This window comes from Candidatus Methylomirabilota bacterium (assembly GCA_035315345.1).
Classification (GTDB): Bacteria; Methylomirabilota; Methylomirabilia; order Rokubacteriales; family CSP1-6; genus CAMLFJ01.
In genome coordinates this window covers 14,530-34,894 of record DATFYA010000166.1, presented here as the reverse complement: position 1 = coordinate 34,894, position 20,365 = coordinate 14,530, and the positions used below count along the sequence as shown (strand labels likewise).

31 protein-coding genes are annotated in these 20,365 nt (G+C 68.2%); 1 reads left to right on the top strand and 30 read right to left on the bottom strand.

The window, feature by feature from the left end:
- Window positions 1-178 precede the first annotated feature (178 nt).
- The 13 genes from VKN16_21550 to VKN16_21490 form a co-directional block, all read right to left on the bottom strand.
- Window positions 179-574 carry a VRR-NUC domain-containing protein gene (locus tag VKN16_21550; GenBank protein HME96796.1) on the bottom strand — a complete coding sequence of 132 codons (396 nt, stop codon included), beginning with the start codon at window positions 572-574 and terminating at the stop codon, window positions 179-181.
- Window positions 575-1,021, bottom strand: a complete 447-nt coding sequence (locus tag VKN16_21545) for a hypothetical protein (GenBank protein ID HME96795.1) — start codon at window positions 1,019-1,021, stop codon at window positions 575-577.
- Entirely contained in the window at window positions 1,018-1,323 is a 306-nt protein-coding gene (locus VKN16_21540) for a hypothetical protein (GenBank protein HME96794.1), read from the bottom strand. Before VKN16_21540 ends, VKN16_21545 begins: the two co-directional genes overlap by 4 nt.
- Window positions 1,320-1,685 carry a hypothetical protein gene (locus VKN16_21535; GenBank protein ID HME96793.1) on the bottom strand — a complete coding sequence of 122 codons (366 nt, stop codon included), beginning with the start codon at window positions 1,683-1,685 and terminating at the stop codon, window positions 1,320-1,322. The genes VKN16_21540 and VKN16_21535 overlap by 4 nt, the downstream gene beginning before the upstream one ends.
- The gene (locus tag VKN16_21530) at window positions 1,682-2,119 is read right to left on the bottom strand and encodes a hypothetical protein (GenBank protein HME96792.1); all 438 of its coding nucleotides are present in this window, start codon (window positions 2,117-2,119) and stop codon (window positions 1,682-1,684) included. Before VKN16_21530 ends, VKN16_21535 begins: the two co-directional genes overlap by 4 nt.
- Window positions 2,120-2,184: 65 nt before the next feature.
- Window positions 2,185-2,967: a hypothetical protein gene (locus VKN16_21525; protein ID HME96791.1), complete on the bottom strand. Its 783-nt coding sequence runs from the start codon at window positions 2,965-2,967 to the stop codon at window positions 2,185-2,187.
- Between the two features lie 57 nt (window positions 2,968-3,024).
- Entirely contained in the window at window positions 3,025-3,906 is an 882-nt protein-coding gene (locus VKN16_21520; GenBank protein HME96790.1) for a hypothetical protein, read from the bottom strand.
- The gene (locus tag VKN16_21515; protein ID HME96789.1) at window positions 3,903-4,844 is read right to left on the bottom strand and encodes a YqaJ viral recombinase family protein; all 942 of its coding nucleotides are present in this window, start codon (window positions 4,842-4,844) and stop codon (window positions 3,903-3,905) included. Before VKN16_21515 ends, VKN16_21520 begins: the two co-directional genes overlap by 4 nt.
- Complete coding sequence (locus tag VKN16_21510; GenBank protein ID HME96788.1) at window positions 4,841-5,071, bottom strand: hypothetical protein; 231 nt, start codon at window positions 5,069-5,071, stop codon at window positions 4,841-4,843. Before VKN16_21510 ends, VKN16_21515 begins: the two co-directional genes overlap by 4 nt.
- Window positions 5,068-5,232 carry a hypothetical protein gene (locus tag VKN16_21505; GenBank protein HME96787.1) on the bottom strand — a complete coding sequence of 55 codons (165 nt, stop codon included), beginning with the start codon at window positions 5,230-5,232 and terminating at the stop codon, window positions 5,068-5,070. The genes VKN16_21510 and VKN16_21505 overlap by 4 nt, the downstream gene beginning before the upstream one ends.
- A 35-nt stretch (window positions 5,233-5,267) precedes the next feature.
- Complete coding sequence (locus tag VKN16_21500; protein HME96786.1) at window positions 5,268-5,480, bottom strand: hypothetical protein; 213 nt, start codon at window positions 5,478-5,480, stop codon at window positions 5,268-5,270.
- A complete protein-coding gene (locus VKN16_21495; GenBank protein HME96785.1) occupies window positions 5,477-5,680 on the bottom strand; it encodes a hypothetical protein in 204 nt (67 codons plus the stop codon). Before VKN16_21495 ends, VKN16_21500 begins: the two co-directional genes overlap by 4 nt.
- Window positions 5,681-5,781: 101 nt before the next feature.
- The gene (locus tag VKN16_21490) at window positions 5,782-5,949 is read right to left on the bottom strand and encodes a helix-turn-helix transcriptional regulator (protein HME96784.1); all 168 of its coding nucleotides are present in this window, start codon (window positions 5,947-5,949) and stop codon (window positions 5,782-5,784) included.
- Window positions 5,950-6,043: 94 nt separating this feature from the next.
- On the opposite strand from VKN16_21490, the gene VKN16_21485 reads away from it, so the two are divergent.
- Window positions 6,044-6,439 carry a hypothetical protein gene (locus VKN16_21485; GenBank protein ID HME96783.1) on the top strand — a complete coding sequence of 132 codons (396 nt, stop codon included), beginning with the start codon at window positions 6,044-6,046 and terminating at the stop codon, window positions 6,437-6,439.
- Between the two features lie 343 nt (window positions 6,440-6,782).
- Here the strand turns inward: VKN16_21485 and VKN16_21480 are convergent, their stop codons facing one another.
- From VKN16_21480 to VKN16_21400, 17 genes are all read right to left on the bottom strand, one after another.
- Window positions 6,783-7,052 carry a hypothetical protein gene (locus VKN16_21480; GenBank protein HME96782.1) on the bottom strand — a complete coding sequence of 90 codons (270 nt, stop codon included), beginning with the start codon at window positions 7,050-7,052 and terminating at the stop codon, window positions 6,783-6,785.
- 20 nt (window positions 7,053-7,072) lie between these two features.
- On the bottom strand, window positions 7,073-7,411 hold the full coding sequence (locus tag VKN16_21475; GenBank protein HME96781.1) for a hypothetical protein: 339 nt from the start codon (window positions 7,409-7,411) through the stop codon (window positions 7,073-7,075).
- On the bottom strand, window positions 7,408-8,409 hold the full coding sequence (locus tag VKN16_21470) for a hypothetical protein (GenBank protein ID HME96780.1): 1,002 nt from the start codon (window positions 8,407-8,409) through the stop codon (window positions 7,408-7,410). The genes VKN16_21475 and VKN16_21470 overlap by 4 nt, the downstream gene beginning before the upstream one ends.
- Before the next feature lie 73 nt (window positions 8,410-8,482).
- Window positions 8,483-8,665 carry a hypothetical protein gene (locus VKN16_21465; protein ID HME96779.1) on the bottom strand — a complete coding sequence of 61 codons (183 nt, stop codon included), beginning with the start codon at window positions 8,663-8,665 and terminating at the stop codon, window positions 8,483-8,485.
- A 53-nt stretch (window positions 8,666-8,718) separates the two neighbouring features.
- Entirely contained in the window at window positions 8,719-8,949 is a 231-nt protein-coding gene (locus tag VKN16_21460) for a hypothetical protein (protein HME96778.1), read from the bottom strand.
- Window positions 8,946-9,140: a hypothetical protein gene (locus VKN16_21455; protein ID HME96777.1), complete on the bottom strand. Its 195-nt coding sequence runs from the start codon at window positions 9,138-9,140 to the stop codon at window positions 8,946-8,948. The genes VKN16_21460 and VKN16_21455 overlap by 4 nt, the downstream gene beginning before the upstream one ends.
- 13 nt (window positions 9,141-9,153) lie before the next feature.
- Complete coding sequence (locus VKN16_21450) at window positions 9,154-9,288, bottom strand: hypothetical protein (protein ID HME96776.1); 135 nt, start codon at window positions 9,286-9,288, stop codon at window positions 9,154-9,156.
- Window positions 9,285-9,818 (bottom strand): prepilin-type N-terminal cleavage/methylation domain-containing protein, encoded by a 534-nt coding sequence (locus VKN16_21445; GenBank protein HME96775.1) that lies wholly within the window; start codon window positions 9,816-9,818, stop codon window positions 9,285-9,287. The genes VKN16_21450 and VKN16_21445 overlap by 4 nt, the downstream gene beginning before the upstream one ends.
- 3 nt (window positions 9,819-9,821) lie before the next feature.
- Window positions 9,822-10,193 (bottom strand): hypothetical protein, encoded by a 372-nt coding sequence (locus VKN16_21440; protein ID HME96774.1) that lies wholly within the window; start codon window positions 10,191-10,193, stop codon window positions 9,822-9,824.
- Window positions 10,190-10,567: a hypothetical protein gene (locus tag VKN16_21435; protein ID HME96773.1), complete on the bottom strand. Its 378-nt coding sequence runs from the start codon at window positions 10,565-10,567 to the stop codon at window positions 10,190-10,192. Before VKN16_21435 ends, VKN16_21440 begins: the two co-directional genes overlap by 4 nt.
- Window positions 10,568-10,590: 23 nt before the next feature.
- Complete coding sequence (locus VKN16_21430) at window positions 10,591-10,983, bottom strand: hypothetical protein (GenBank protein HME96772.1); 393 nt, start codon at window positions 10,981-10,983, stop codon at window positions 10,591-10,593.
- Window positions 10,984-11,266: 283 nt separating this feature from the next.
- On the bottom strand, window positions 11,267-11,680 hold the full coding sequence (locus VKN16_21425; GenBank protein ID HME96771.1) for a hypothetical protein: 414 nt from the start codon (window positions 11,678-11,680) through the stop codon (window positions 11,267-11,269).
- Window positions 11,677-14,313 carry a hypothetical protein gene (locus VKN16_21420; protein ID HME96770.1) on the bottom strand — a complete coding sequence of 879 codons (2,637 nt, stop codon included), beginning with the start codon at window positions 14,311-14,313 and terminating at the stop codon, window positions 11,677-11,679. The genes VKN16_21425 and VKN16_21420 overlap by 4 nt, the downstream gene beginning before the upstream one ends.
- 59 nt (window positions 14,314-14,372) lie before the next feature.
- Window positions 14,373-15,029 (bottom strand): hypothetical protein, encoded by a 657-nt coding sequence (locus tag VKN16_21415; GenBank protein ID HME96769.1) that lies wholly within the window; start codon window positions 15,027-15,029, stop codon window positions 14,373-14,375.
- Between the two features lie 99 nt (window positions 15,030-15,128).
- Window positions 15,129-15,593 (bottom strand): hypothetical protein, encoded by a 465-nt coding sequence (locus tag VKN16_21410; protein ID HME96768.1) that lies wholly within the window; start codon window positions 15,591-15,593, stop codon window positions 15,129-15,131.
- Between the two features lie 36 nt (window positions 15,594-15,629).
- A complete protein-coding gene (locus VKN16_21405; GenBank protein ID HME96767.1) occupies window positions 15,630-17,084 on the bottom strand; it encodes a 6-hydroxymethylpterin diphosphokinase MptE-like protein in 1,455 nt (484 codons plus the stop codon).
- Window positions 17,085-17,113: 29 nt separating this feature from the next.
- On the bottom strand, window positions 17,114-20,356 hold the full coding sequence (locus VKN16_21400; GenBank protein ID HME96766.1) for a hypothetical protein: 3,243 nt from the start codon (window positions 20,354-20,356) through the stop codon (window positions 17,114-17,116).
- Between the last annotated feature and the right edge of the window lie 9 nt (window positions 20,357-20,365).

Genomic DNA, 20,365 nt, shown 5'->3' with positions numbered 1-20,365 from the left:
CCGTCGCTGACCCGCGCTCAGGGGGCTGAGGAAGAACCTAAGCCGTCCCCCCGGCGGTGCCCCCGCCCCGCCCCTCGCGGCGCGGTCAGCGCTAACGTGCGAAACGATGGCTTCGCTCTTCGCGCGATTCGCGAATGATGTCAGACATATTTGTTCCGTATGCTATGCTCTCAACCGCTCAGGGCGGGAAGGATCCCGACCGCGGCGATCCCATCCCCAAGCGTGACGACGGCGTCCAGCCATGTCGCTCTAGCAGAGCCAGCACCTCGTTACAGCTCGTCACCCGCGCCCCGATGCCGCCATTGCGCGCGATGCGATCAAGAAAGATGGCTTGATCGAGCGTGAGCTTCTGGCCAGGGCGCTTCACCTCGAGCGCGAGGAAGCGGCCGGAGCCGGGCACCATGGCGATGATGTCGGCCATCCCCTTCACCCCGCCCATGCGGTAGAGGCCGGCGCTCCCGGGGAGGGTGAGGACCCGGCTATTGATGCGCCAGGCGGGGATGCCGTGGACGCGGAGCAGATCCAAGATCGCTTTCTGGATCTCGCGCTCGCGCGGGGCGCAAGTGAGGCCCACTTAGGTGCCTTCCTTCGCCGCGCGGTAGGCGCGGATGGCGTCATGCAGGTCCAGCTCGTCAGGGCTCATGCGCTCGTACCAGCCAAGCTGGCCTGTCTGCTCCTTCTCCCACGCCAGCGCGGCGTCGAGGACGGCTTCCGCTGCAGCATGCTGGGCGCGGAGAGCGGTCAACTGGTTCGCATGGTCCTTCACAAAGTTAACGCCCGCCTGCACGAGATCCCTGCTGGCCGCGATGAAATTACGCTCCGCGACCACCGCCTCGTAGGCGCGGAGGAGGGTGGCGATCTCTTCTGTCACCGCAGGAATAAGACGCTCGGCCATCAGCACGGTATCGCGCTGGTAGCAATCGCCGTAGGTCGTCCCCTCGACCAGCGGCATCGCGTCGCGCACCAGCGTCTCTACCCGCTTCCGCACCGCCTCCACCGCCTCCCGCCGCGCGGCCGTCATGGCTTTCCTGCCCGGCGTGCCCGGATTTCCCGCTCGATCTTCTGCGCAGCATCGAGCCAGCCCTGCGCATAGGTCGCCTCGTTGCGCGGGCGACCCATCAGGAGCGGCAGCGGATAGAGGCAGTAAAACTTGGCAAGCTCGGCACAGGCATCATTCTCCGCATCCCGCAGGGCGCGGCTGTCGGCCTCGTGCCACACGAGAAGGGCGTCAAGTAATGCCTCGCCGGCAATCTCCAGATTCTCCGTGTTGATGCGCACGACCCGCGCGAGGGCATCACGGCGCGAGTCGGACACCGTCATCATGGGGTCACGCGGAAGTTACTCGGGGAAGATGGCGTGACCCCGGCGGCGAAAAAAATCTCTCCCGACGGCGGCGATTCCCCGTACTGATTCGCTGCCGTCACGATGCAGTGATAGACGCCCGCCCCGCCGATGGCCGACTTCACGGGGAAACTGCGCGCCGCGGCGTTCGCCACCACGGTCACGTTGGGGTAGCTCCCCACGGCGGGCCCGCACTTGATGCGAAACTCCGTCACCGCTCCGCCGGTCCCTTGCGTCCAGTCCCACGCGAAGGTGGCTTTGTCGAAGTCCACGCCGGTCTGGGCGAGGGCCACGGCAGGGGTGAGACACAAACCTAACGCGATCAGTCGCCGCAAAGGGGTCATGGGCTCTCCCGACCGGAAAAGATCGTGCGGAGATGCCCCAGCGCGTCCGCTAGGGCGAGTTTCTTGGCCAGCACCGCTTGCACAATCTGCATCGCACCCACGTTCTCCCGCGGCGTACACGCGGCCCTGCCTGCCTTCAAGGTCGCTTTGAAATGCCCGGGATTGTCGTCGTCCCGCTCGTAGCGGTCGCCGGGAAACGTCCAGTCAGCCTTGTTCCCCGTCGTACAGCCGTGACAGCGTTCGCATCCGCCCTTCCAGTCCAGCGGCCCGCGGCAGATCGGGCAGGTGAAGGGGCAGACGGCATTGCTCGCATAGGCCTGGCCGAGCGCGCACCAGCCATCGCGGCGGAGCTCCACGCCATGCGAGAGACACAGCACCCGTTCTGCGTCAGGGTTCGTGAGGACGGCCGGGTGTCCGCCCTTGCGTCTAGCCATTGCAGAGCACCCGTTCTCTGCCTTGTCGGGTCGCGCGGGCGGCCGGGTCTCCCCCCGCGTGCGGCTTAATCCGCATACATGCCATCGTGAACTTTGACGAAATTTTCCACGCCGTTCTTGCCGATGGAGATCAGCCAGTCGAAATCGGGGCGGAAGCTCGTATGCCCCGGGCGCGGCGGCGTGAGCCCGCGCAGGAAGCGACTGCGGCGATACTGAGCAAAAACCTCTTTCCACCACCCCTCGTCGGGGTACTGCCGCAGCGCGCGGCGGGCCTTGTCCCGGCGCTTGGCCGAGAGCTCCTCCACGGCCGAGACGTTGTCGGGGGCCTCGGCGTTGTAGAGGGCCACGAGGTTTTCGGGCGTCGCCCAGACGACCTCGACCGCGGCCCCCCCAGAGAGGGGGGAAGGGGGGAGAGTCTCTGTCTTCTTTTCCTTCTCCTGTTCCTTCTCCTTCTCCTTCTCCTGTGAACCAACTTGGGATAGGTATCCCGATAGGCTATGCGATAGCCTTTCAAGACCGTAATAAACACAGAACCTTAGGACGATTGAACGGCGCGGGAGCGACGCCAGCCAGTTCTCCACGGCCGTGATGTGCTTGGCGTTGTTCAACCGGAGGTTCGGGTCGTACTTGAGGGCGTTGACCAGCCAGAGAATCCCGTCCTCCAGCTGGGCCCAGCCCTCGTCGACGAGCTCCCCCACGGCACCCTTGATCTCCTTAACCGACCACCCCGTCTGCTCGGCCAAGACGTCCGGGTAGTACCGGAAGATCCCGGCCGGCCCCGTCTGGGGCCCCAGGCGCGCGGTCAAGAACACGTGGCGGGCCCGCGGCGAGAGCCGCTGAAAGTCCACGCTATCCACGAGGGAGCAATAGACCCCCCGAAACGTACCGCGGGACGACACGCGGGCTCAGAGCGTCGGGTCATGGGTGGACGTACCCATCGAATCGGCCAGGGCGTCGAGCGCCGAGGCACCGCCGGCCGCCTTCTTCCCGCCCAGCGGAGGGGACGGATCGATCTGGCGCAGGACCTCCTCGAGCGAGGTCTCGCCGTCCTTGAGCGCGGTGAAGAGGCCCCGGAGCTGAACGAGCTCATCCGTGCCGATGTCCTCGGGTCCCGTCTTCCCGGCCAGGCGCCAGAGCACCTCGGGCGTGAGCGCGGGCCAGAGTTTCGCGAAGGCGCCGACGCACTTGGCCCGGCTCTGCTCCATCGTGAGCCCCTTGCCGAGCGAGACGAGCTTCGCCGCCTCGTAGACATCCTTGACGATGGCGAACGGGACGACCCGGAAGATCGCATTCCGGAGCGCGATCGACATCGCCGCCTGGGCGGTCGTGTTCACCATGTCGTCGGAATAGCGCTTGCCCGCGCGGTTCGTGATGCGGCGCGAGACCTCGACCGAGGCGGCCAGGTTCTTCTCGAGGTCGAAGCAGGCCCCCTGCCCGATCACCACGCGATCGGTCACGTCGAGGATGCGGGCCCCGACGCGGAGATTGCCCCACGTCGAGGCGACGATCTCGGCGAGCCGAATCGAGGGGCCTTCGATGCGCTTGCCGTCGCGGGGGAGCGCGTAGAAGCAGGCCCCCGCGGTCTCCTCGTCGAGGGTCGCCAGCTCGAGCGCCTGCTTCTTGAAGGCGACAATGGACCGGGGCCACCGCTTCGCCGTCGCGATCTGGATGTCGATCTCCGCGCGGCTGAGTGCGGGCAGCGCGGAGAGATCGGTCGCCGCGTCCGTGATGAGCTCGTCGGGCTCGCCCTCGGTCTTGTCTTTCTTGGCGGACGTCATCTCGGTCATGCCTTGCTCTCCTTGCGCCGGAGGGTGCGGACGACGGTCGGCGCCACCGTGTAGCCCGCGCGCTCGGCGGCGGTGTAGGTATAGATCGCGCCATTGGGGAGAACGCCGGTCTCCGCGTCGGCCAGCGCGGCGCGCAGCTTGTTCTCGGCGGCGTGCTTGATCTCGCCCCAGCGCGCGAGCTCGGCCTTGGCGTCGAGGAGGTCCTGGTCCCACGCCATCGCCTCGGCGGGAAGGTCCACCACGAGGCCCGGCGTCTCGCGCGGGTAGAGGGCGCGCAGCACCGCGCGCGTGGCCTCGGTCGCATCGGCGGGCGGGGGCGTCTTCGTGCGCAGGCGCTCCATGAACGCCGCTTCCGCCGGGATCAGCTTCGCGATGAACGCCTCGTGGCGCGGCACCACGAACCGGCGGAACGTGTGGTAGCCGATCAGCACCGTCACCGCCGCCCACGCCCAGCCCGTCACGGCGAGCTGATGCTGGACTTGTACCAGCACGTCGACGGGCGGCTCGTCCTCCCACGCGCCGGGCTTGACGTAGCTCCGGAGCTTCATCTCCAGCACCGCCGGCACGGACTGGCCATCGGCCTGGACGATCTCGCGGTCGAGCGTGGCCACCATCCACGGCACCGCGCCGGAGCGTCGGAGCGTGTAGCGCCCGGGATCGCGGAGCACATGGCCCGTGTCCCGCACATACCGCTCCGCCATCTTCGGCTCCATGACGAGGCCCCACTCTTGCGCCTCCGTGCGGGCCTCGGGCTCGCCGAGCTCGAGCTTCTCCGCAAAGAGCGACATCGGGCCCTTGTAGGGCGAGACGCCGAGCACCGCGGCCGCCTCACTCGCCCCGAGGGCGGTCCGGCGGACGGCGAGCCATTCGCGCTCCGTCCGGTAGTCCTCCACGTCGGAGGTGTCCGGGGTGGCGATCAGATCGAGTTGGTGGGTCATGCGCATCGCCCCCGCAACCACGCAACGATGGCCTCGGTCTTCTCGGCCGCCTGAAGCAGCGCCGTCGTGCGCTCTTCCAGGCGCCCGCGGACCCATTCGATGTAGTCGACCGCGCGGTCCGGATCACACGTCACGCAGAACCACGTCCCCTCGTCCAGATCCATCACGGCATGGCCAAAGTGCGGGGACGCCGTGTCGGTCGCGTGCGGGCTCAGGGATTCACTCATCGCGGGAGCTCCTGGCGCGGGTCCACGAGGAGCGGTCGGCACTCAGTCCACTCCGCGTCGCGCTCGTCGCGGAAGAACACGGCGCACGCCGCGCAATAGCGGGTGTACCCCAAGGCCTGCACGTCCTCCGATAACTCGCCCATCAGATCGTGGTCGAACATGGCGGGGTTTCCTCTGGCGTCCTGGCGACGGCCGTTCACGGCTTCGGCTCCCAAAAGAGACCACTCGGCCCGCATGTGCCGTCCGGCTTGCGGGCGTCGCGACACCGGATGGTCAGGACGCCGCCCTCCACCACGTCGACCGGGGCCACAGTCGGCGCGACGCAGAGCGCCAGCGGAGTCTCGAGCCCGATCTGCTTGGGGCGCGAGTACCACGTGCAGTCTTTGCAGAGATGCGCGCCGTCACTCATCGCGTGACCTCGCTCGCCCCCATCAGCCGGATGCCCGGCGCGAGGACGCCGATGGGCGGCTTGCGGAGTCCGCAGTTCTCGGCTTCCAAGAACCCGATCCGCTGCCGGAGGACCGCGACCTCCGCCTCGAGATGGGCTACGCGCTCGGCAAGGTCGCGATTATCCAGCGTCCGCTCGGTAATGCGGAGGGTGAGGCGCACGGCCGTGGGCCCTCCCGTGTCTTAGAGGCCCAGCAGCGTGACGGCCACCGCCCAGACCATGACGGCGAGGACGGTCATGCCCGCCGCGATGAGGTCCTCCCTCATGCTGCCGGGCCCTCTTCGAGCTGGCGCGTGGCGCTGATGAGCACGGTGATCGTATTCAGCACCTTCCGCGACTTCGCCCGTCCATTCACGACCTTATTGACCATCGTGCGGTGGACGCCCGCCATCGCCGCCACGCGGTCCTGGGTGACGCCATACCGCTTCATGCGCCGCTTGAGTCGTGGTAAGGTGTCTCTCACAGTGAGTTCACCATAGCGTGTCACTCAAACAATGTCAAGGAAAAAGTGACAGGAGGCCACGATGCGCTACCCCCACCATGACGGGATCGGGAACCGGATCAAGAAACGCCTGCTGGCGCTGGGGTTTCGGACGCCCGAGGGGACCCCGGACCTGGGGCGCTTCATCCGCGAGCGCGGCTATGATGGCCGGTACTTCTACCGCTGGGCCAACAAGAACGTCACGCCGGCCGAGCCCTACCTCTCCCGGCTTTGCGGCGATCTCGGCGTGACGCCCGGCTATTTGGTGTTCGGCGAGACGGCCACGCTCAAGCCCAAGAAGTACGCCCGGCCCATCGGCGGGGGTTCCACGAATGGTGGAACCGAACGGCTGGCTAACCTGCTGGAAGTGCTACCTCTTATCAGAAGCTGGCTCTGGGCCTGGGTCCAGGCCTTGCAGCCCTCCTGGGGAGGCGCGTGACGATGCCGCACCCCCGGGGGGCACCACGACGTGCTGGCCTTGCAAGTCCAGATGGATCGATGGCAGGTTTTCTTGCAGCCGCACCATGTTCTGCGGGTCTATCGGACGGGCCAACTCGCGGCCACGGTGGAACTCCCGGTGCCCCTCTTGGTCCAGCTCGTCAGCCACTATCTGTCACAGGCGGCCCTGACGGGCGAGATTCAGGCGCTCCGGCCCACGCCGGGCCGTCCCCTGGCTAGGGTGCCACCTCGCTCGCGAACCCTGCCCCTAGGGCCGCCCAGCGCCTCCCAGCGGGCCTCCCGGCGTGCCGCGCGGCGGTCGCGGCGGGCCTCCTGAGTCCCCCCTAGCCCTTCCGGTGACCCTTCTTCCGCTGATACCGGGCGAGCGCCCCCGGCGGGAACTCGGTACGCAGGATCAAGTAGACATATTGCCGCGTCACGCCCAGCGCGGCCGCCGCGCGCGCCACGTCCCCCCGGCTCGCCGTCAGCGCCGCATCGAGCGCCCGCCCCCGCGCGGCCTTCATCTGCTCAAGGAATTTTCGGCGGGCCATGGCCGGGGCCATTGTCAGGGCCCGCAGGGCGAGGGACGAAAGATTTTCGTCGGCCCCGGCCACGCCCCCCCGCCCGCGCGGGGTTAGATCAGCGCGGATCGCCCGCCCTCGGCTTGCTCGAGCCAGACCTGCACGATGGCGAGGGCGCGGTGGAGCAGGAGGCTCACGACGACGAAGGCGAGGGCGGCCCAGAGCGCGGCGCGCGGCCACGCAGCGACTACCGCGACGAGACTGCCCGCCAAGAGGAGCCACGTCCCCCACCGGAGGGCGCGGAGCCGACGCTGCCAGCGCCGGAGCCGCTCGGGGTCGATCATGAGCTGGCGCCGCGCCACCACGAGGCGGACGAGGAAGCCGCCGCCCACCGCCACGAGCGCGGCGGCGAGGAGCACCGCGAGGGGGAGCCGGAGGAGGTCGAGGCTCATGCCCCGCGCCGATGCGCGCGCCAGAGGCCGAGACCGAGGCCTAGCAGGAGCAGGCTCGGGAGCGTGGGCACGCGGCCCGCCGGACCCAGGCCGGGATCCCACGCCAGCATGAGCCCTACCTCGCCGAGCCCATCGAGACCGGGCTCCGCCGTGATGTCGCCCGGATCGGGCATCGCCCCCGGGACATCGACCAAGTCCGACGCGACGGGATTCGGGCTGGCCACGGGACTCAGACTCACATCCAGCGAGAGCGACGGCGCCACGCTGGACGGCCCCCCCGCGTCGAGCGTGGGATCGTCGAGGTCGAGGCCGCGCCCGCCGATGGTCACCGACGACGGCAGCCCCGGCGCATCGAGGGCGATCGACAGGGTCAGGAGGCCCATCGGGTTCGCGGCCTGCGCCATCGCCTGATGCATGTCGTCGGTTTGTTCCCCGGTGCCCACCGACGCCCGGGTCAGCGGATGCGACTGCGTCAACGCGCGCGCCATCGCGGGCACGACCACCGTGGCCGTGATCCCGAGCGCGACGAGGCTGATCACCACGCCCGCCGCGATGACGCTGATCCCCACGAGGCCCATGGCGGCGGTGAGCCCTCCGGCGGCGACCATCGCGCCGAGGGCCTGCGTGACGGCGACGGTCTCGCCCCGTGTGATCGCGACCGTGGCCCCCATCGCCCCCATCGCCTCGAGCGCGATCCCGACGCCCGCCGCGATGGCGAGGGCAGCCAAGGCCGCCTGCTGCGCGGCCGTCATCGGCATGCTCGTCGGCGAGGCGGCGCGGCCCGCCTGGACACCCTGCTGCGCGGCCTGCGCGAGCTCCGCGCCGGTGTCGGGCGTGATCGCGGAGAGGGGCAGGGCCGCCGCCGCGCCCGCGCTCAGGCCCACGACGATGAGGAGGAGGATCCAGGCCACGAGGAACCCCAAGCCGATCAGGCCGAGCCATTTCCAGGGCAGCCCGCCCCACTCGATGAGCTCCCAGACTTGGCCGAGCTTCGTCACGGAGGCCGAGACCGCACTCGCCCACGGTTGGTCATGCCAGCGTCGATCCATCGCGGGGCCTCCTTCGGAGCGATCAGCCGATCGTGGCCACCTCGGCAGGCGTCCGACGATCCGTCAGATAGTAGAACGTGGCGAGGAGCTGGGCATAGGAATCCGTCAGCGCCCAGAGCAGCCGCTCCGGGTCGAGGACATGCAGGCGCATGACCAGCGCGGCCTTCTGCTGCTGCTGCTGCTGGGCGACCGTCTTGATGACCATGACCCCATGCTAGCCCAGCCGGGGCCACGTGTAAAGTATTTTTTACAACCGGTCTATTCGGGCGGGATGGGCGTACTGTTCACCGTCATGCCCTCCATGGTGCAGGACACGCGGCCCTGCTTGAGCCCGGTGCCGGAGATGCGGATATTGGCATAGATGCTGGTCCCCATGAAGCACCACGACCGCTCGGAGGTCGCGAGCTCGTGAAGCACGGCATCTGACGGCGCGAGGGAGCATCCCGCAAGGAGCGCCGCGCCGAGCAGCCCGAGGAGCGCGCGCCTCACCGGACCCTCCAGAGCGGAATGGTCACGGGCCCCACGAACACCCGCAGGATGATGAGCAGCAGGAGGACGCCGATCAGGATGTAGGCCACCATCCGGATGGGCTCCGGGAAAAAGGTGTCGATCACGTACTTCGCGAGCCACGCGATCACAAAGACGACGACCAGCGTCAGCAACACGGACAGGAGATCCATGGCGTTCCCCCTTTCAGGATGTGGGCGCGAACAGGCATTGCCAGGCGGCGGCGAGCAAGGCGAGCACGACCAGATCGAGCAGCACGAAGAACAGGCAGCCCGCGACGGCGCCGGCCGCGTCCTCGCTGGACTCCGTGCGCTCTCTCACGGCAGCGCGACGGTCGTCGAGTCGCCCGCACTCGAGATCGTGAAGACCCCGGTGGGCGACGACGTATAGGCATAGGGCGTCCAGCCAGCCGGGGCCGTCGGCGTCGAACTCATGAAGGGCCCCGCCGTCTGGCCGAGGCCATTGACGGCGGCCGTATTGAGATCCTCGAGCCCGGTCGGGAGCGTCCCCATATGCGCCGCATAGAGGCTGACGGCGGAGACGAGCGTGCGCGCGTCCGCCTGGGCCTTCGCCGTCCGGGCCCGCGCCTGGACGTTCGCATAGAGCGGGATGGCGATCGCCGCGAGAATCCCGATGACGGCGACGACGATCATCAGCTCGATGAGCGTGAACCCGCCTTGCCGGGGCTTGAGCGCGCGCCGCGGGCGCGGCGGCGGGTCGGTCGCATGGGCACGCAGCGCGGCCAGACACGCGGCACAGAGCGCGTCGGCCTTTGCGAGCTTCGTACAACCGGACGTCAAGCAGTAGAGGGGGAGATCCTCCGGGGGCACATAGCGCTTGCGATGGGGCATGGCTCAGTCCTCCTCCCGGAACGCGGCGGCGAAGTGCCACTGGCCATCCCCGGCCACGTCCCGCTGCACCAGATTGACGACGACGCGCCGCGCCTGGCGCACGCGTCCGATACTCCGCAGGGCGACATGATCGCCGTCGATCACCGTCGCATGCACCTCGGCCTGCCCCTCCCCGACCCCGACCCGACCCTCGGGCCGCGCCCCGGCGCGGAGGCGCCAGAGGCCGACCTCAAGGCCCGACTCGGCCACGGCGAAGGCTTGCGTCCCATCAAGGAGGTTCTGGGCGATGTGCGGCTCCAGCGTGGCCATGAGGAGGATGGCCGCGAGCGGCAGGGTCAGGCAGGCCACCGCCCAGAGCGCGAGGACCGCGATCATGGACCGGCCACATCCGGACGCCACGGGGGGTGCAGGGTTGCTTCGAGTTCTCGGCAATGGCGAATGAGATCCTCGAGGCCCGCCACGCTCCGCTGCTGGCGCTCGGCCCGTCCCCAGTCCTCCGCCTGGAGCTCCGCGAGGACGGCTTCGGCCCGTTCGCAAATGCGCGCCAGATGGGCGAGCACCCGCGGGAAGCGCGGCCCCACGAGGTCCTGCCGCAGCATGGCCCGGGCGCGCGCCTCTTCGAGCGCGGCCCGGGCGCGCATGTGGCGCCGGGTCGGCGCGGAGAGGCGCCGCCAGACGAGATAGGCGACCGCGAGCCCGAGCAGCATGCCGCCCATCAGGACGAGGCCGGCCTCGAGCCACGTGATCACCCCTCATGCCACGAAGGGCGCGGTCATCGGGGGCCCTTCAAAATGCCTTCTTCGGGCGGGCCCGGCTTCGCCGCCGCGGCCGCCTGCGTGGGCGTGACGATCAGGCCCGTGCGCCAGGCCACGAGGGTCCAGACATAGCTGCCCCCGCAGCCAACGAAGAACGCGAGGGCGCTCTGCTGGACGGCCGTCCAGGACTGGAAGTCGTCGAAGAGGACTTTGTTGAGGATCGGCGCGAAGATCGGGAGGAGGACCCCGCCGCACCCGCCCATCAGGAGATCGACGAGCGTCCGTCGGCTGCATGTCCGTTGGGTCACCGAGACCCGCGCCCGGAGCAGGCCGCCAAGGGCCCCCATCACGAAGAGCATCCCCGCCGTGATGGTGAGCCCCAGGACCTCGGCTCCGGGTGGCCGCGTCATGGGAGTCCATCGAACCTCGCGACCAGCGCAGCTTCCCATCCGCAGAGCGGGCAGTTGACTTCGACGGCCCCGGTGTGCTGACGGAGGCATGAATTCCCGCACCGGGGACACGCCGCCGGGACCGCACGCAAGCGCGGCCCCTCGAAGTCATGGCGCGGCCGCAGCACGACCGGCAACTCCCGCAGCAGCGGGAGGAGTCCACGCTTGCGCGCGGCATGGTAGCAGGCCCCGCAGAGGCCGCGGCCCGCGTGGCGCCGGCCCGGGTGGCAGCTCGGACGCGTCGTCATGGCGTCAGGGCGAGATTCCGCACCCGCACCTCGAGCTCGCGCTTGGAGGTCCTGGTCGGCGAGGTGTTATACACGCCGACGATGCGGACACAGTGCCGCTCGATCTCCAGGCTCTGGTCGAGCACCGTCGCGTCAGCGTCCTCGAGGAGGAGGACGAGCCGCCCCGTCCCGTCCAGCGTCCCGCGCCCGGCGTTGAGAATATTGACTTGATTGACGCTGTTGACGATAGGGTGCCCGGGATTATCGAGCGAGAAGATCGTGCAGGTGAGCGACAGGAGATCAGCGGGCAGAAGCGGGGCATCCGCCTCGGCCTCCGTCACCTTGCGCAAGAGCGCCGTATAGCGCAACGGGGTGCCCTCCGGCACCTCTTTCGGGCACACGGCCCGGCCTTCCAGAAGCCGCACCGTCATGGGCCTCCTCCTGTCTCAAACGTTTCGTCCTGGGCGACGCCGACCGCGAAGGCTTCGTCGACATGCTCCGCGATGGCGAAATTCTCGGCAAGATATGTGGGGATCGCGAACGCCTCGCCCGTGAAAAGGATCAGGATCGGCTGCGGGGCCGCCCCACTGTCGACGACCTCCGGGGCCGCGCCCGCGAGGACGAGCGCGCCCGCGGCGGCGAGGATGCCCTGGTCGAAACTCGGCACGAGGCCGAGGACGACGAGTCCGCCTGCGTCGGGCACGAGGACCCGCCCCGCCAGAATCGTGGGGGTGGCCCCCGCGGCGAGCAGAGTGCCCACTTGGGGCGTCCGCGCAACGCCCAGTGCCGCAATCGGGGCGAGGCCGGTCACGACCAGCGCGCCTGCCGCGGGCGTGAGCGACACGGCCAGGCGCGTCACCGGCGCGGTGCCCGTCAGGCTGAGCGCGCCCGCCGCGGGCGTGAGGGTGATCGGCGTCCGGAGGGCCGGGGCCTGGCCTTGGAGCGTGAGGCTCCCCGCGGGCGGGCTCAGACCGAGATCTAGGCGTGGCGCGGCCCCTGCGAGCGTGACCGTGCCGAGGGTCGGCGTGCGCAAGGTTCCGCTGACGGCACTCGGCGCGATCCCCGCGCCCGTCAGGCTGCCGGTTGCGGGCGTGATCCGCGTATCCGTCAGCCGGCCGGGGGCGACGCCCGCGAGCGTCATGGCGCCCGCGCTCGGCGTGACGTTGACCGGCGTGACGATGCTCGGCGCGGCGCCCGCTAGGGTGAGGCTCCCGACCGTGGGCGTCAGCGCGGTCTGGCCGCCGATGCCCGGCGCTTGCCCGGTGAGCGTCAGCGCGCCGACGCTCGGCACGAGGCCGACGTCACGGAGTGGCGTAACCCCGGTCGCCGTGACCGTGCCGACGCTCGGCGTGATCAGCCGGTTTTGGACGGGGACCGGGCCGACGCCGGCAACCGTCAGCGTGCCGACCGTGGGCGTGATCAGCCGGCTTTGCAGGATGGTCGGAGCCACGCCGGAGATCGCGACCGCTCCGACCGTGGGCGTGATCAGCCGGCTTTGCACCGCCGCCGGGGCGACGCCCGTCGCCGTGACGGCCCCGACCGTGGGCGTAATGAGGCGGCCTTGGACGGCGGCCGGGGCGAGCCCGGTCAGGGTGATCGTGCCGACCGCAGGCGTCGCGCTGACGGCGGCGTTGACCGTGGGCGCGACCCCCGTGAGCGTCAGCGCCCCGACCGGCGCCGCGATGAGCGTCGCGCGCAGGATGCTCGAGGCCGCGCCGCTCACCGCCAGCGTGCCGGCGGCAGGCTGGATGAGGATTCCGCTCGAGACGCTCGCCGCGACGCCCGTCGTCGTCAGCGTGCCGACCGCCGGCGTGATAAAGCGCGCCTCGACGCGGCCGGGCGCGACACCCGAGGCGGTGACTGCACCGACCGGCGGCGTGATTGTCGCGGAGGCGGCGGCGGCATCGCCGCCCACGAGGTAGAGGACCTGAATACTCGCGGCATCGCTGCCGAGGGAATAGGTAAACCCCTGCGCGTCGAGCGAGGTCAGGTCGAGTTGCTGACCCGCTGGGGCTAAGAGGCAGTTGATTTCTAGGCGCCCACAATTTGTCGACGACGACGCGAGCGTGTCGAGGTCCAGGTACCGTATGGCGAAGCGGTTCGTGCCGTCAGCCGCGCCGAGCGCGCGGTCGCCGTCCGCTTGCGTCGCCGTGGTCGCCGTCAGACCGAAGGACTGCATCATCACCACTTTCGGCGCGACGCCCGTGGTCGTGACCGAAGAGGTCGTAACCGTCGTGATGCTATCGAAGGCCCCGGCGGTCCACGTGCCGCCATAGATCGCGAGCCCATATAGGCGGACGTTTGAGGTCGTGACCGTCGCATTGACGGTGAACCCGTTGGCATCCATGGAGACAAATGTGGCGCTGACCACGTCCGCGGCATTCGTGCGGAGGTCGATGCAGCGGTCGGTGCGTTGCCACCGCTTCGTGACCATGTTGGCCGCACCGTCCGTATGGAAACTGCCGGCCACCCCCTGCGTCCCGTCCGCACACATCCACCCGGTCGTGGGCGTCGCGCTGACCGAGGAGGCGGCCAGCGTGTCGGCCGTCATCGCATTGACGCCATAGAAGATGACGCAGGCGGGGCGACCCGACAGCCCGGTCTTGGCGACGTTGCCCGAGGAGGCGCCGAGATTGAGGACGAAGGGTTCAATCGTGAGATCGCCGCCGAAGAGGATGTACTGAAGGTGGTAATTGGCGGTCGCGGGCGCGTTGGAAATATTGAACGTGAAGCCTGCGGGTGAGGCATTAAAGGACGTGAACGACGCGATGAAATCGATCGCGTTATTATCTGCGAGTCCCTGGAACACACTCCCTGAGGTGCTGGCGACCGCACCGACATCGGAATTGGCCGAGCCGTGCTCGGTCTCAAAGGCCGCATTGAATTGACTGCCCGCAGTCGTGGCCCCCATGAACCAATTTGCGGGCTGCGTCGACGTGCCCGACGCACCATTGCCCATGAAGAGCGCGCCGACGGGCGTGAAGCTCAGGCCGGCGGGCGAGACGGTTTGCGACCCCGTCGTGGAATTGAGCGTGGCCGTCCCGACGTAGACTTGGAAGGCCACGGGCTAGGCCGGGGTCGGCGTCAGGCGACGGCTCGCGCCGAGCCGGGGCGGGATCACCCTCAGACCCCTAAACGCGCTTTCAGGGCGGTCGCGGGGAAATAGGGCTCGGTCGGATCGGTGAGCAGCGTGACTTCGTGGAGCTCCAGCGACGTGAGATTGCTGGCGCGGCGCAGGCTGAGCGTCGCCCCGAAATACACGGGGTCATCCTGCGCGACCGTACTCTTGGCCCGCACCCGAATGGTTTTCATGCCGGCCCCGAGTGGCGGATCAAAATCGACGGTCGTACTTAGCGTCTTAATCCCGGCCGCCCCGGCATCGTCGATCACGGCCACTTGCTGGCTGTCCGTATCATTGAACAGTTGCCACGATTGCGTGCCAGAGCCGATCTTATTCACCCGCACGCCGAAGATCACTTGCGTCAGGCCAGCCGTCTGAAGCAATACGAGCCCTAACCCCTGCGCGGCCGCGATCGTGTCGTAGTCCGTCCCGATATTCGTCAGCGTGACGAAGCCCCCGAGGCTGATGCCGTCACGCGGCGCGACGAGGCGGTTCAAGAGCGCCAGAGCTTCTGTTTGCTCACCGGCCGACAGGCCGAGGGCTTGGCTCGCCTGACTGAGCGTCAAGAATCCGCGTTCCACTTCCCCCAGGATGGCCGCCAGCGCATGGCCCCGAATGCGCGGGCTCTCTTCGCCCGTGAACCGCTCATAGAGTCCCATCCCGCCCCCCCTTGTCGATTAACGGCAGAACCCGAGCAGAGAGAGGTTCACCGGCTCGTCCTGTCCCTTGGATCTGGCGAGTTCCCCGTCTTGCGTCGATCACACCATCGTAAAGACGCCCGTCGCCGCCGGGAGAATCGTCAGCGTATTCGGCGAGGTGATGGTAAAGGCTGCCGACGAGAGCGAGCAGTAGCAGAGCGCGAGTCCCGACGTCGTGGACCCCGAGGACTTCCGGATCAGCGCATACCGGATATTGCTCAGCGAGGCCCCGGAGGCGGTGAAGATGAGGCCGGCGGTTGTGTAGGAAAACTTGAGCTGCGTGGCCGAGGCGCCGATCGTCCAGAACGCGGCCGGGAGCGCGCGGCCGCCGGCGGCGTAGCCACCCGTCGCGCTGATTTCCGCGACGACCGACGAAAAGATCGAGATGGCCGAGAGCGACGTGATGGTGCCGGACGCGCTGTTCCGGTGGAGCGACATCTTGAACACGCCCGTGTGGAGCGTGATCTCGCCGCGCCCGATGTGGCGCTTCGCCGCCGCATAGATTTTCCAAGCCTGAGCTGCCATGGTCCCCTCCTCCGCTGTGCCCTCGGACGAGGGCGTTTAGCCGTGCGCTGCCTCGGACTCCCCTACCGCCTCCTCGAGGGCGGCCCCCGTGTGCAACAGATAGGCGAGCAAGCCGTCGCCGTGAATCTCGAGCTCGATCACATCACCCAGCATCCGGATGAGGTCGAGAAGCTCCTGCGCCTGGGAGATCATCCAGCCGTGGCAGTAGAAGATCCGCCCTCCGGGATTCGTCGTCACCGGCATGACGAGATTGGCGTCGTTCTCCGGCTGCGCATAGGCGTGATGCACGTCCCCCTCGAGGCAGGAGTCGCAGCCGTAGAGGTGAAAGCGGCGATAGCCGAGCATTCGCAGGAGCGGGATCGCCCGCAGCAGGACGGTCGACCCGCCCGGGATCGCATGCCATTCCTGGCCGTACTGCGCGGTCAGGAGGTCCTCGCTCAGCGACGACATCGCGTGGAAAAGGTAGGTCCGCTCCCACGGCAGGCCCTTGAGCACGCTCGGGTCGCACTGCGACGCGATCAGGTAGCGGCAATCGTCGACCACCGGCTTCGTGAAGCGCGCATTGAACGGGCGCGCATCCACGATGATTTGCGCGGAGGGCGTCAGCCCGTGCGCGAGCGCCCAGTTATACGCCCCATTGAGCGTCACCAGCTTTACGCCCTCCGCCCGCTTCTGGATGATCTCGGCCTCGAACGCCGCGAGCGTGGGACCGCCGCCGACGATCATGACCTCGAGATCATTCGTCGGATGCGGATGGACCTGCTGCCATCCCTGGGCGATGTTCTCCGCCACGTTGGCCCGGGCCTGCTCGGTCTCCACGTTCAGGACGCCCGTCTTGACGATGTCGCGCCCCGAACTCCAGGCCGAGACGTAGAACTGCGCCCACGTCTCCCCGCGCTGCGACCAGTGAATCACGCAGTCGTGCTCCGCGAGCTTGTGGAGCCACCAGGCGAACGGCTGCACGGTCAGATGGAGCGACTCGCCGATGAGGGCGCCACAACTATCCTCGACGGTGCTGATGGAGAAAAAGACGTGTTGCGCGGCCTTGAGGATGTGATCGAGGACGAGGTCGACGCGGTCGGGCGGGATATGCTCCATGACATCGGAGCAGAAGCCGTACTCGGCGACGACCGGGAGCGGCTGCTCGAGGTCGGCCTTGACGAACGTGAGCGCGTGCGCCTGCGTCGTCAGGGCCTCCTGGAGCTCGGGATCAAGGCAGTTCCGCACAAAGTCGACCATGGTCACCCGGAGGCCCCCCAGGAGCGCCAACATCAGCGCGCCGCGCCCCGTGCCGCAGCCGAAATCGATCACGTGGGCGCCGCGCCGCGGCCGCGCCTGGCGGAGAAAATCCTGCGCCGTCGTCTCCCCCGGCGCGACTTTGCGATACTCGGGCATGGCCCACAGGCGGCCGTACTTCGCCGCTTCCGGATTGCCCTGCCCCACCTGGACCTTGGGCGGTGCGCCTTCCATCGAGGAGTTGGCGGTCGTCATGAGTCCTTTCCTATGCCGTGGTGGATTCTTTAGCGGCCACTGCCTGCTTTGTAGCGGTAAATCCAGTACTGAACAGGCTTGACGCTGCGCCCGACGTAGACGAAGACGTTATTCTTCGGGTCGTAGCCCAGCGCATTGCCTGAGACCACCCGATCCGTGGGCGCGGGCTCCCACTCCCATGCCTTCGTGTCCACGTTGAAGAAGTACACGCCCCGATTCTGCCCGGTGGTGGCGTCGATCAAGGTGCCGAGGCCGCCGCTGCTACTGCCGTAGCCGTTATCATTCGGAATCATGAGCACGCGGTTCTTGGTATCGAAGGCGAGGTGGGTTTCAAAGTCACCGCCGCCGAAGTCACTATGCGGGGCGACCCATGTGGTCGGCATCGGCAGCATCTCGACGATGCGCTTTTCGTCGATCGACCACTTGACGAGGGCACGCTTATAGCGGGCGATGAAATAGATCATTCGCCCCTGCACGTCGATCGCCGACTGATCGTTCCCCGGGTCCCACGAGCCACTCGGTGCGCCCGTGAAACTGAAGTGGAGACACTCGCTTGCCGAGCCGTCGAGCGGGATGATTTGCATGCCGCCGCTGTTGCAGAGATTGGTATTGCGATACACCTTGTCCGTCACCGGATCCAGCACCCCAAAGTGCGTGTGGAGATCCCCGCCCCAGCCATAGCCCGGCGTCGCCCCGGGTGGCGTGCTGATCGGCTTCGGCCCGTTCCAGACGGCCCACGTATTCTTGTCAAAGTTGAACACGTAGGCGCGTTTTTCCGTCGCCGAGACATACGCGGCGTACTCCGGCGAGGCGAGATAGGCTTGGTACTCCGGTGAGGCCACGTACTCGCTGTACTCTGGCGTCCCCGCTGCGGGCTTGGGTTTGACCGTCCCGTCCGGCGCGGTATAGGTCGCCGGCTCGGGCGGCTTCACATCGGTCACGCCAGGACAGCCGCTCGCGCCGCCGCCGTAGTAGGCCGGTGCTATGTAGCCTTCATCGCGCTTCGGGTCATAACCCCATGTCACGTCATCCGGGCGCGGAGCCATGAGCACCCACCCGGAGGGCGGGCACTTGCCATGGAGCCGTTGCCAGACGGTGCTCATGGCAAGGTCGAGCGCGAACACGTTTTGGCCGGTATAGCTATTGCCGCTCCCGTCCGTGCCATCGCCACCGGCCAAGACGAGGCGGCCCCGCTTGCTGTCGAAGGCGAGGCGCGCGTGCTTGGACTGGCCGAGGACGGTAAGCGGAAAGCCCGTCCACGTCCGATCGAGCACGTTGTCGAGTGGCCCGCTGCTCTGTGGCACGAAGGTCGCCGTACAGGTCAGGGCATTGGCCGGCATCGGGAAGCTCGCCGCACAGGGACTCGGGCTCCAGCCTTGGAACGTGAAGCCTTGCGCGGGCGTCGCAGCCAGTGTCACCGCCGCGCCCGCCTCATAATCCCCGCCGCCCGTCGCATTGCCCTGCCCGACGATGTCGATGGTCAGTCGGTAGAGGGTCGGCTTGAGGGTGAACGTCTTGGTACACGTCAGCGCATAGGCGGGCATCGCGAACGTATCAGCGCAGGGCGCAGGCGTCCACGGCCCACTGCTGGACGTGCTATCCGGTTGCGACAGCAACGTCACCGGATCGCCTGCCTTGTAGGTCCCATCCCCGCCCACTAAGCCGTCGCCGGTCCCCACCTTCGTCACGACCAACTGATAGGCGATGACCGTGACCGGGGGCGGACAGACCGGACAGTTGAATACGAGAAACTCGACGGAGCTCTCCGCACTGTTCCCTGCCGCATCGAGCGCCCGGACGCCGAGCGTGTGATACGAGCCGTTCGGCAAGGTGGTCGTGTCGATGGCCGTGCCCGTGATGGGCTCGCCGTCAAGCGTCACTGTGGTGCCCGTGACGCCGACATTGTCCGTGACCGTGCCCTCGATCGGCAGCGCGCCACTATAGACTTGCGGCTTGCCGCTGGGGAGCAGGGCCGGGCTCGTCAGCGTGATCGTGGGCGGCTGCGTATCCGGCGGCGGCGGTGGCGCGCATCCAGGCAGACTGAAGTCGGGACGGAACGACCACACGTTGCCGAGGTCTCCACTGGGCGGCAGCTGGGTCGCGCTCTGCTTGTCACTCGTCACGATCGCGAACAGATCGCAGCCGTGCGCAAAAAACTTGTTCCACATCCCGTTCGTGAAGGGACGCGGCGGGAGATTGCTCGTGGCATTGGTCGGGGTGATCCGCGTCCAGGCGCAGGCGACCGCCGCCCCCCGCCCGCACAGGTTGTCATCGAGCAGGACGAAGATCGCCGCCCGCTCGCCCGTCACCGTACCGCCCGCCGGGTTCGGGATGGACACGCTCGCCTTGCCGAGTCCGACGAGGCGCAGGCGGTTCGCCTCATCACGGCCCGCCACGATGAAGCCCGGGGCGGCGAGATTCTCGAGTCCCTCGCCCCCCGTCGTGGTGATCGTCTGATACTTGGTCGTGGAGGCCGTCGCGTAATCGGCGTACTTCAGGCGCGTGCCCGGCGTACCCCCACCGAAGAGGAGATAGACGCGCCCAGCCGCCTCATCAATCGCCGCCGAGGTGCCGGTGCCGGGGCCGGTCGTGGTGAAGAGTTGGATATACACGTCGGCGACGGGTTCCCACTCGTAAGCTCCGGCCGACCCCGCCACGAAGGCCCGCTGCCGAGTCCCGTTCCACGCCATGACCGTGCCGTAGCCGCCCGGCCGCAGTTTCCGCTCGGTGTAGGCCGTCGCGGCGGTCGCCTGCGTCGGATCGTAGAGAAACGGAGTTTCCGGGGATGACTTCCCCGCACGGCTCCAGTAGATGCCCCCGGAGCTTGCGCAGAGGCCCGTCGCGGCACCGCTCGTGATGCAGACTTGCGTGCCGTATGAATGCACGGCCGCCGGCGTCCCGTCCGCATACTTGACGAGAAAGTTATCGTCGGTCGGGTTGGCGCTCGTCATCGGCGTCGCATTGGGCGAGGCCGTCGTCAGCCGTGACCACGTCCTCGTGGCCGGATCAAAGGCCGCGCCCCCGTTCCAGCAACCATCCGCATGGCCGCCCGTCCGGTAGACCAGGAACTGCTTACGCCCCGCGTGATACGCGCCGGAGTTCCACGCCCCGAGAATCGCCCCCACGCCGGACGAGGGATTGCAGAGCCGATGCTCAGCATCGACCCCACTGGTCTTCGCCCACTCTGCGAAATTGCTATTGGCGTGTTCGGTCCAGGTGTTCGGCATCTGCGCCCAGGCGAGCGACGGCCAGAGCACGAGCACGACAAGCACTCGGCATGA

Excerpts from the sequence above, each read along its gene's own strand:
- VKN16_21545 (HME96795.1), bottom strand. The coding sequence starts at position 1,021 with ATGACGGCCGCGCGGCGGGAGGCGGTGGAGGCGGTGCGGAAGCGGGTA.
- VKN16_21425 (HME96771.1), bottom strand. The coding sequence starts at position 11,680 with ATGACGGTGCGGCTTCTGGAAGGCCGGGCCGTGTGCCCGAAAGAGGTG.
- VKN16_21440 (HME96774.1), bottom strand. The coding sequence starts at position 10,193 with ATGATCGCGGTCCTCGCGCTCTGGGCGGTGGCCTGCCTGACCCTGCCG.
- VKN16_21405 (HME96767.1), bottom strand. The coding sequence starts at position 17,084 with ATGACGACCGCCAACTCCTCGATGGAAGGCGCACCGCCCAAGGTCCAG.
- VKN16_21415 (HME96769.1), bottom strand. The coding sequence starts at position 15,029 with ATGGGACTCTATGAGCGGTTCACGGGCGAAGAGAGCCCGCGCATTCGG.
- VKN16_21465 (HME96779.1), bottom strand. The coding sequence starts at position 8,665 with ATGGTCATCAAGACGGTCGCCCAGCAGCAGCAGCAGCAGAAGGCCGCG.
- VKN16_21485 (HME96783.1), top strand. The coding sequence starts at position 6,044 with ATGCGCTACCCCCACCATGACGGGATCGGGAACCGGATCAAGAAACGC.
- VKN16_21410 (HME96768.1), bottom strand. The coding sequence starts at position 15,593 with ATGGCAGCTCAGGCTTGGAAAATCTATGCGGCGGCGAAGCGCCACATC.
- VKN16_21455 (HME96777.1), bottom strand. The coding sequence starts at position 9,140 with ATGGATCTCCTGTCCGTGTTGCTGACGCTGGTCGTCGTCTTTGTGATC.
- VKN16_21520 (HME96790.1), bottom strand. The coding sequence starts at position 3,906 with ATGACCGAGATGACGTCCGCCAAGAAAGACAAGACCGAGGGCGAGCCC.
- VKN16_21530 (HME96792.1), bottom strand. The coding sequence starts at position 2,119 with ATGGCTAGACGCAAGGGCGGACACCCGGCCGTCCTCACGAACCCTGAC.
- VKN16_21475 (HME96781.1), bottom strand. The coding sequence starts at position 7,411 with ATGAGCCTCGACCTCCTCCGGCTCCCCCTCGCGGTGCTCCTCGCCGCC.
- VKN16_21540 (HME96794.1), bottom strand. The coding sequence starts at position 1,323 with ATGATGACGGTGTCCGACTCGCGCCGTGATGCCCTCGCGCGGGTCGTG.
- VKN16_21510 (HME96788.1), bottom strand. The coding sequence starts at position 5,071 with ATGAGTGAATCCCTGAGCCCGCACGCGACCGACACGGCGTCCCCGCAC.
- VKN16_21515 (HME96789.1), bottom strand. The coding sequence starts at position 4,844 with ATGACCCACCAACTCGATCTGATCGCCACCCCGGACACCTCCGACGTG.
- VKN16_21490 (HME96784.1), bottom strand. The coding sequence starts at position 5,949 with ATGAAGCGGTATGGCGTCACCCAGGACCGCGTGGCGGCGATGGCGGGC.
- VKN16_21535 (HME96793.1), bottom strand. The coding sequence starts at position 1,685 with ATGACCCCTTTGCGGCGACTGATCGCGTTAGGTTTGTGTCTCACCCCT.
- VKN16_21500 (HME96786.1), bottom strand. The coding sequence starts at position 5,480 with ATGAGTGACGGCGCGCATCTCTGCAAAGACTGCACGTGGTACTCGCGC.
- VKN16_21505 (HME96787.1), bottom strand. The coding sequence starts at position 5,232 with ATGTTCGACCACGATCTGATGGGCGAGTTATCGGAGGACGTGCAGGCC.
- VKN16_21445 (HME96775.1), bottom strand. The coding sequence starts at position 9,818 with ATGCCCCATCGCAAGCGCTATGTGCCCCCGGAGGATCTCCCCCTCTAC.
- VKN16_21430 (HME96772.1), bottom strand. The coding sequence starts at position 10,983 with ATGACGCGGCCACCCGGAGCCGAGGTCCTGGGGCTCACCATCACGGCG.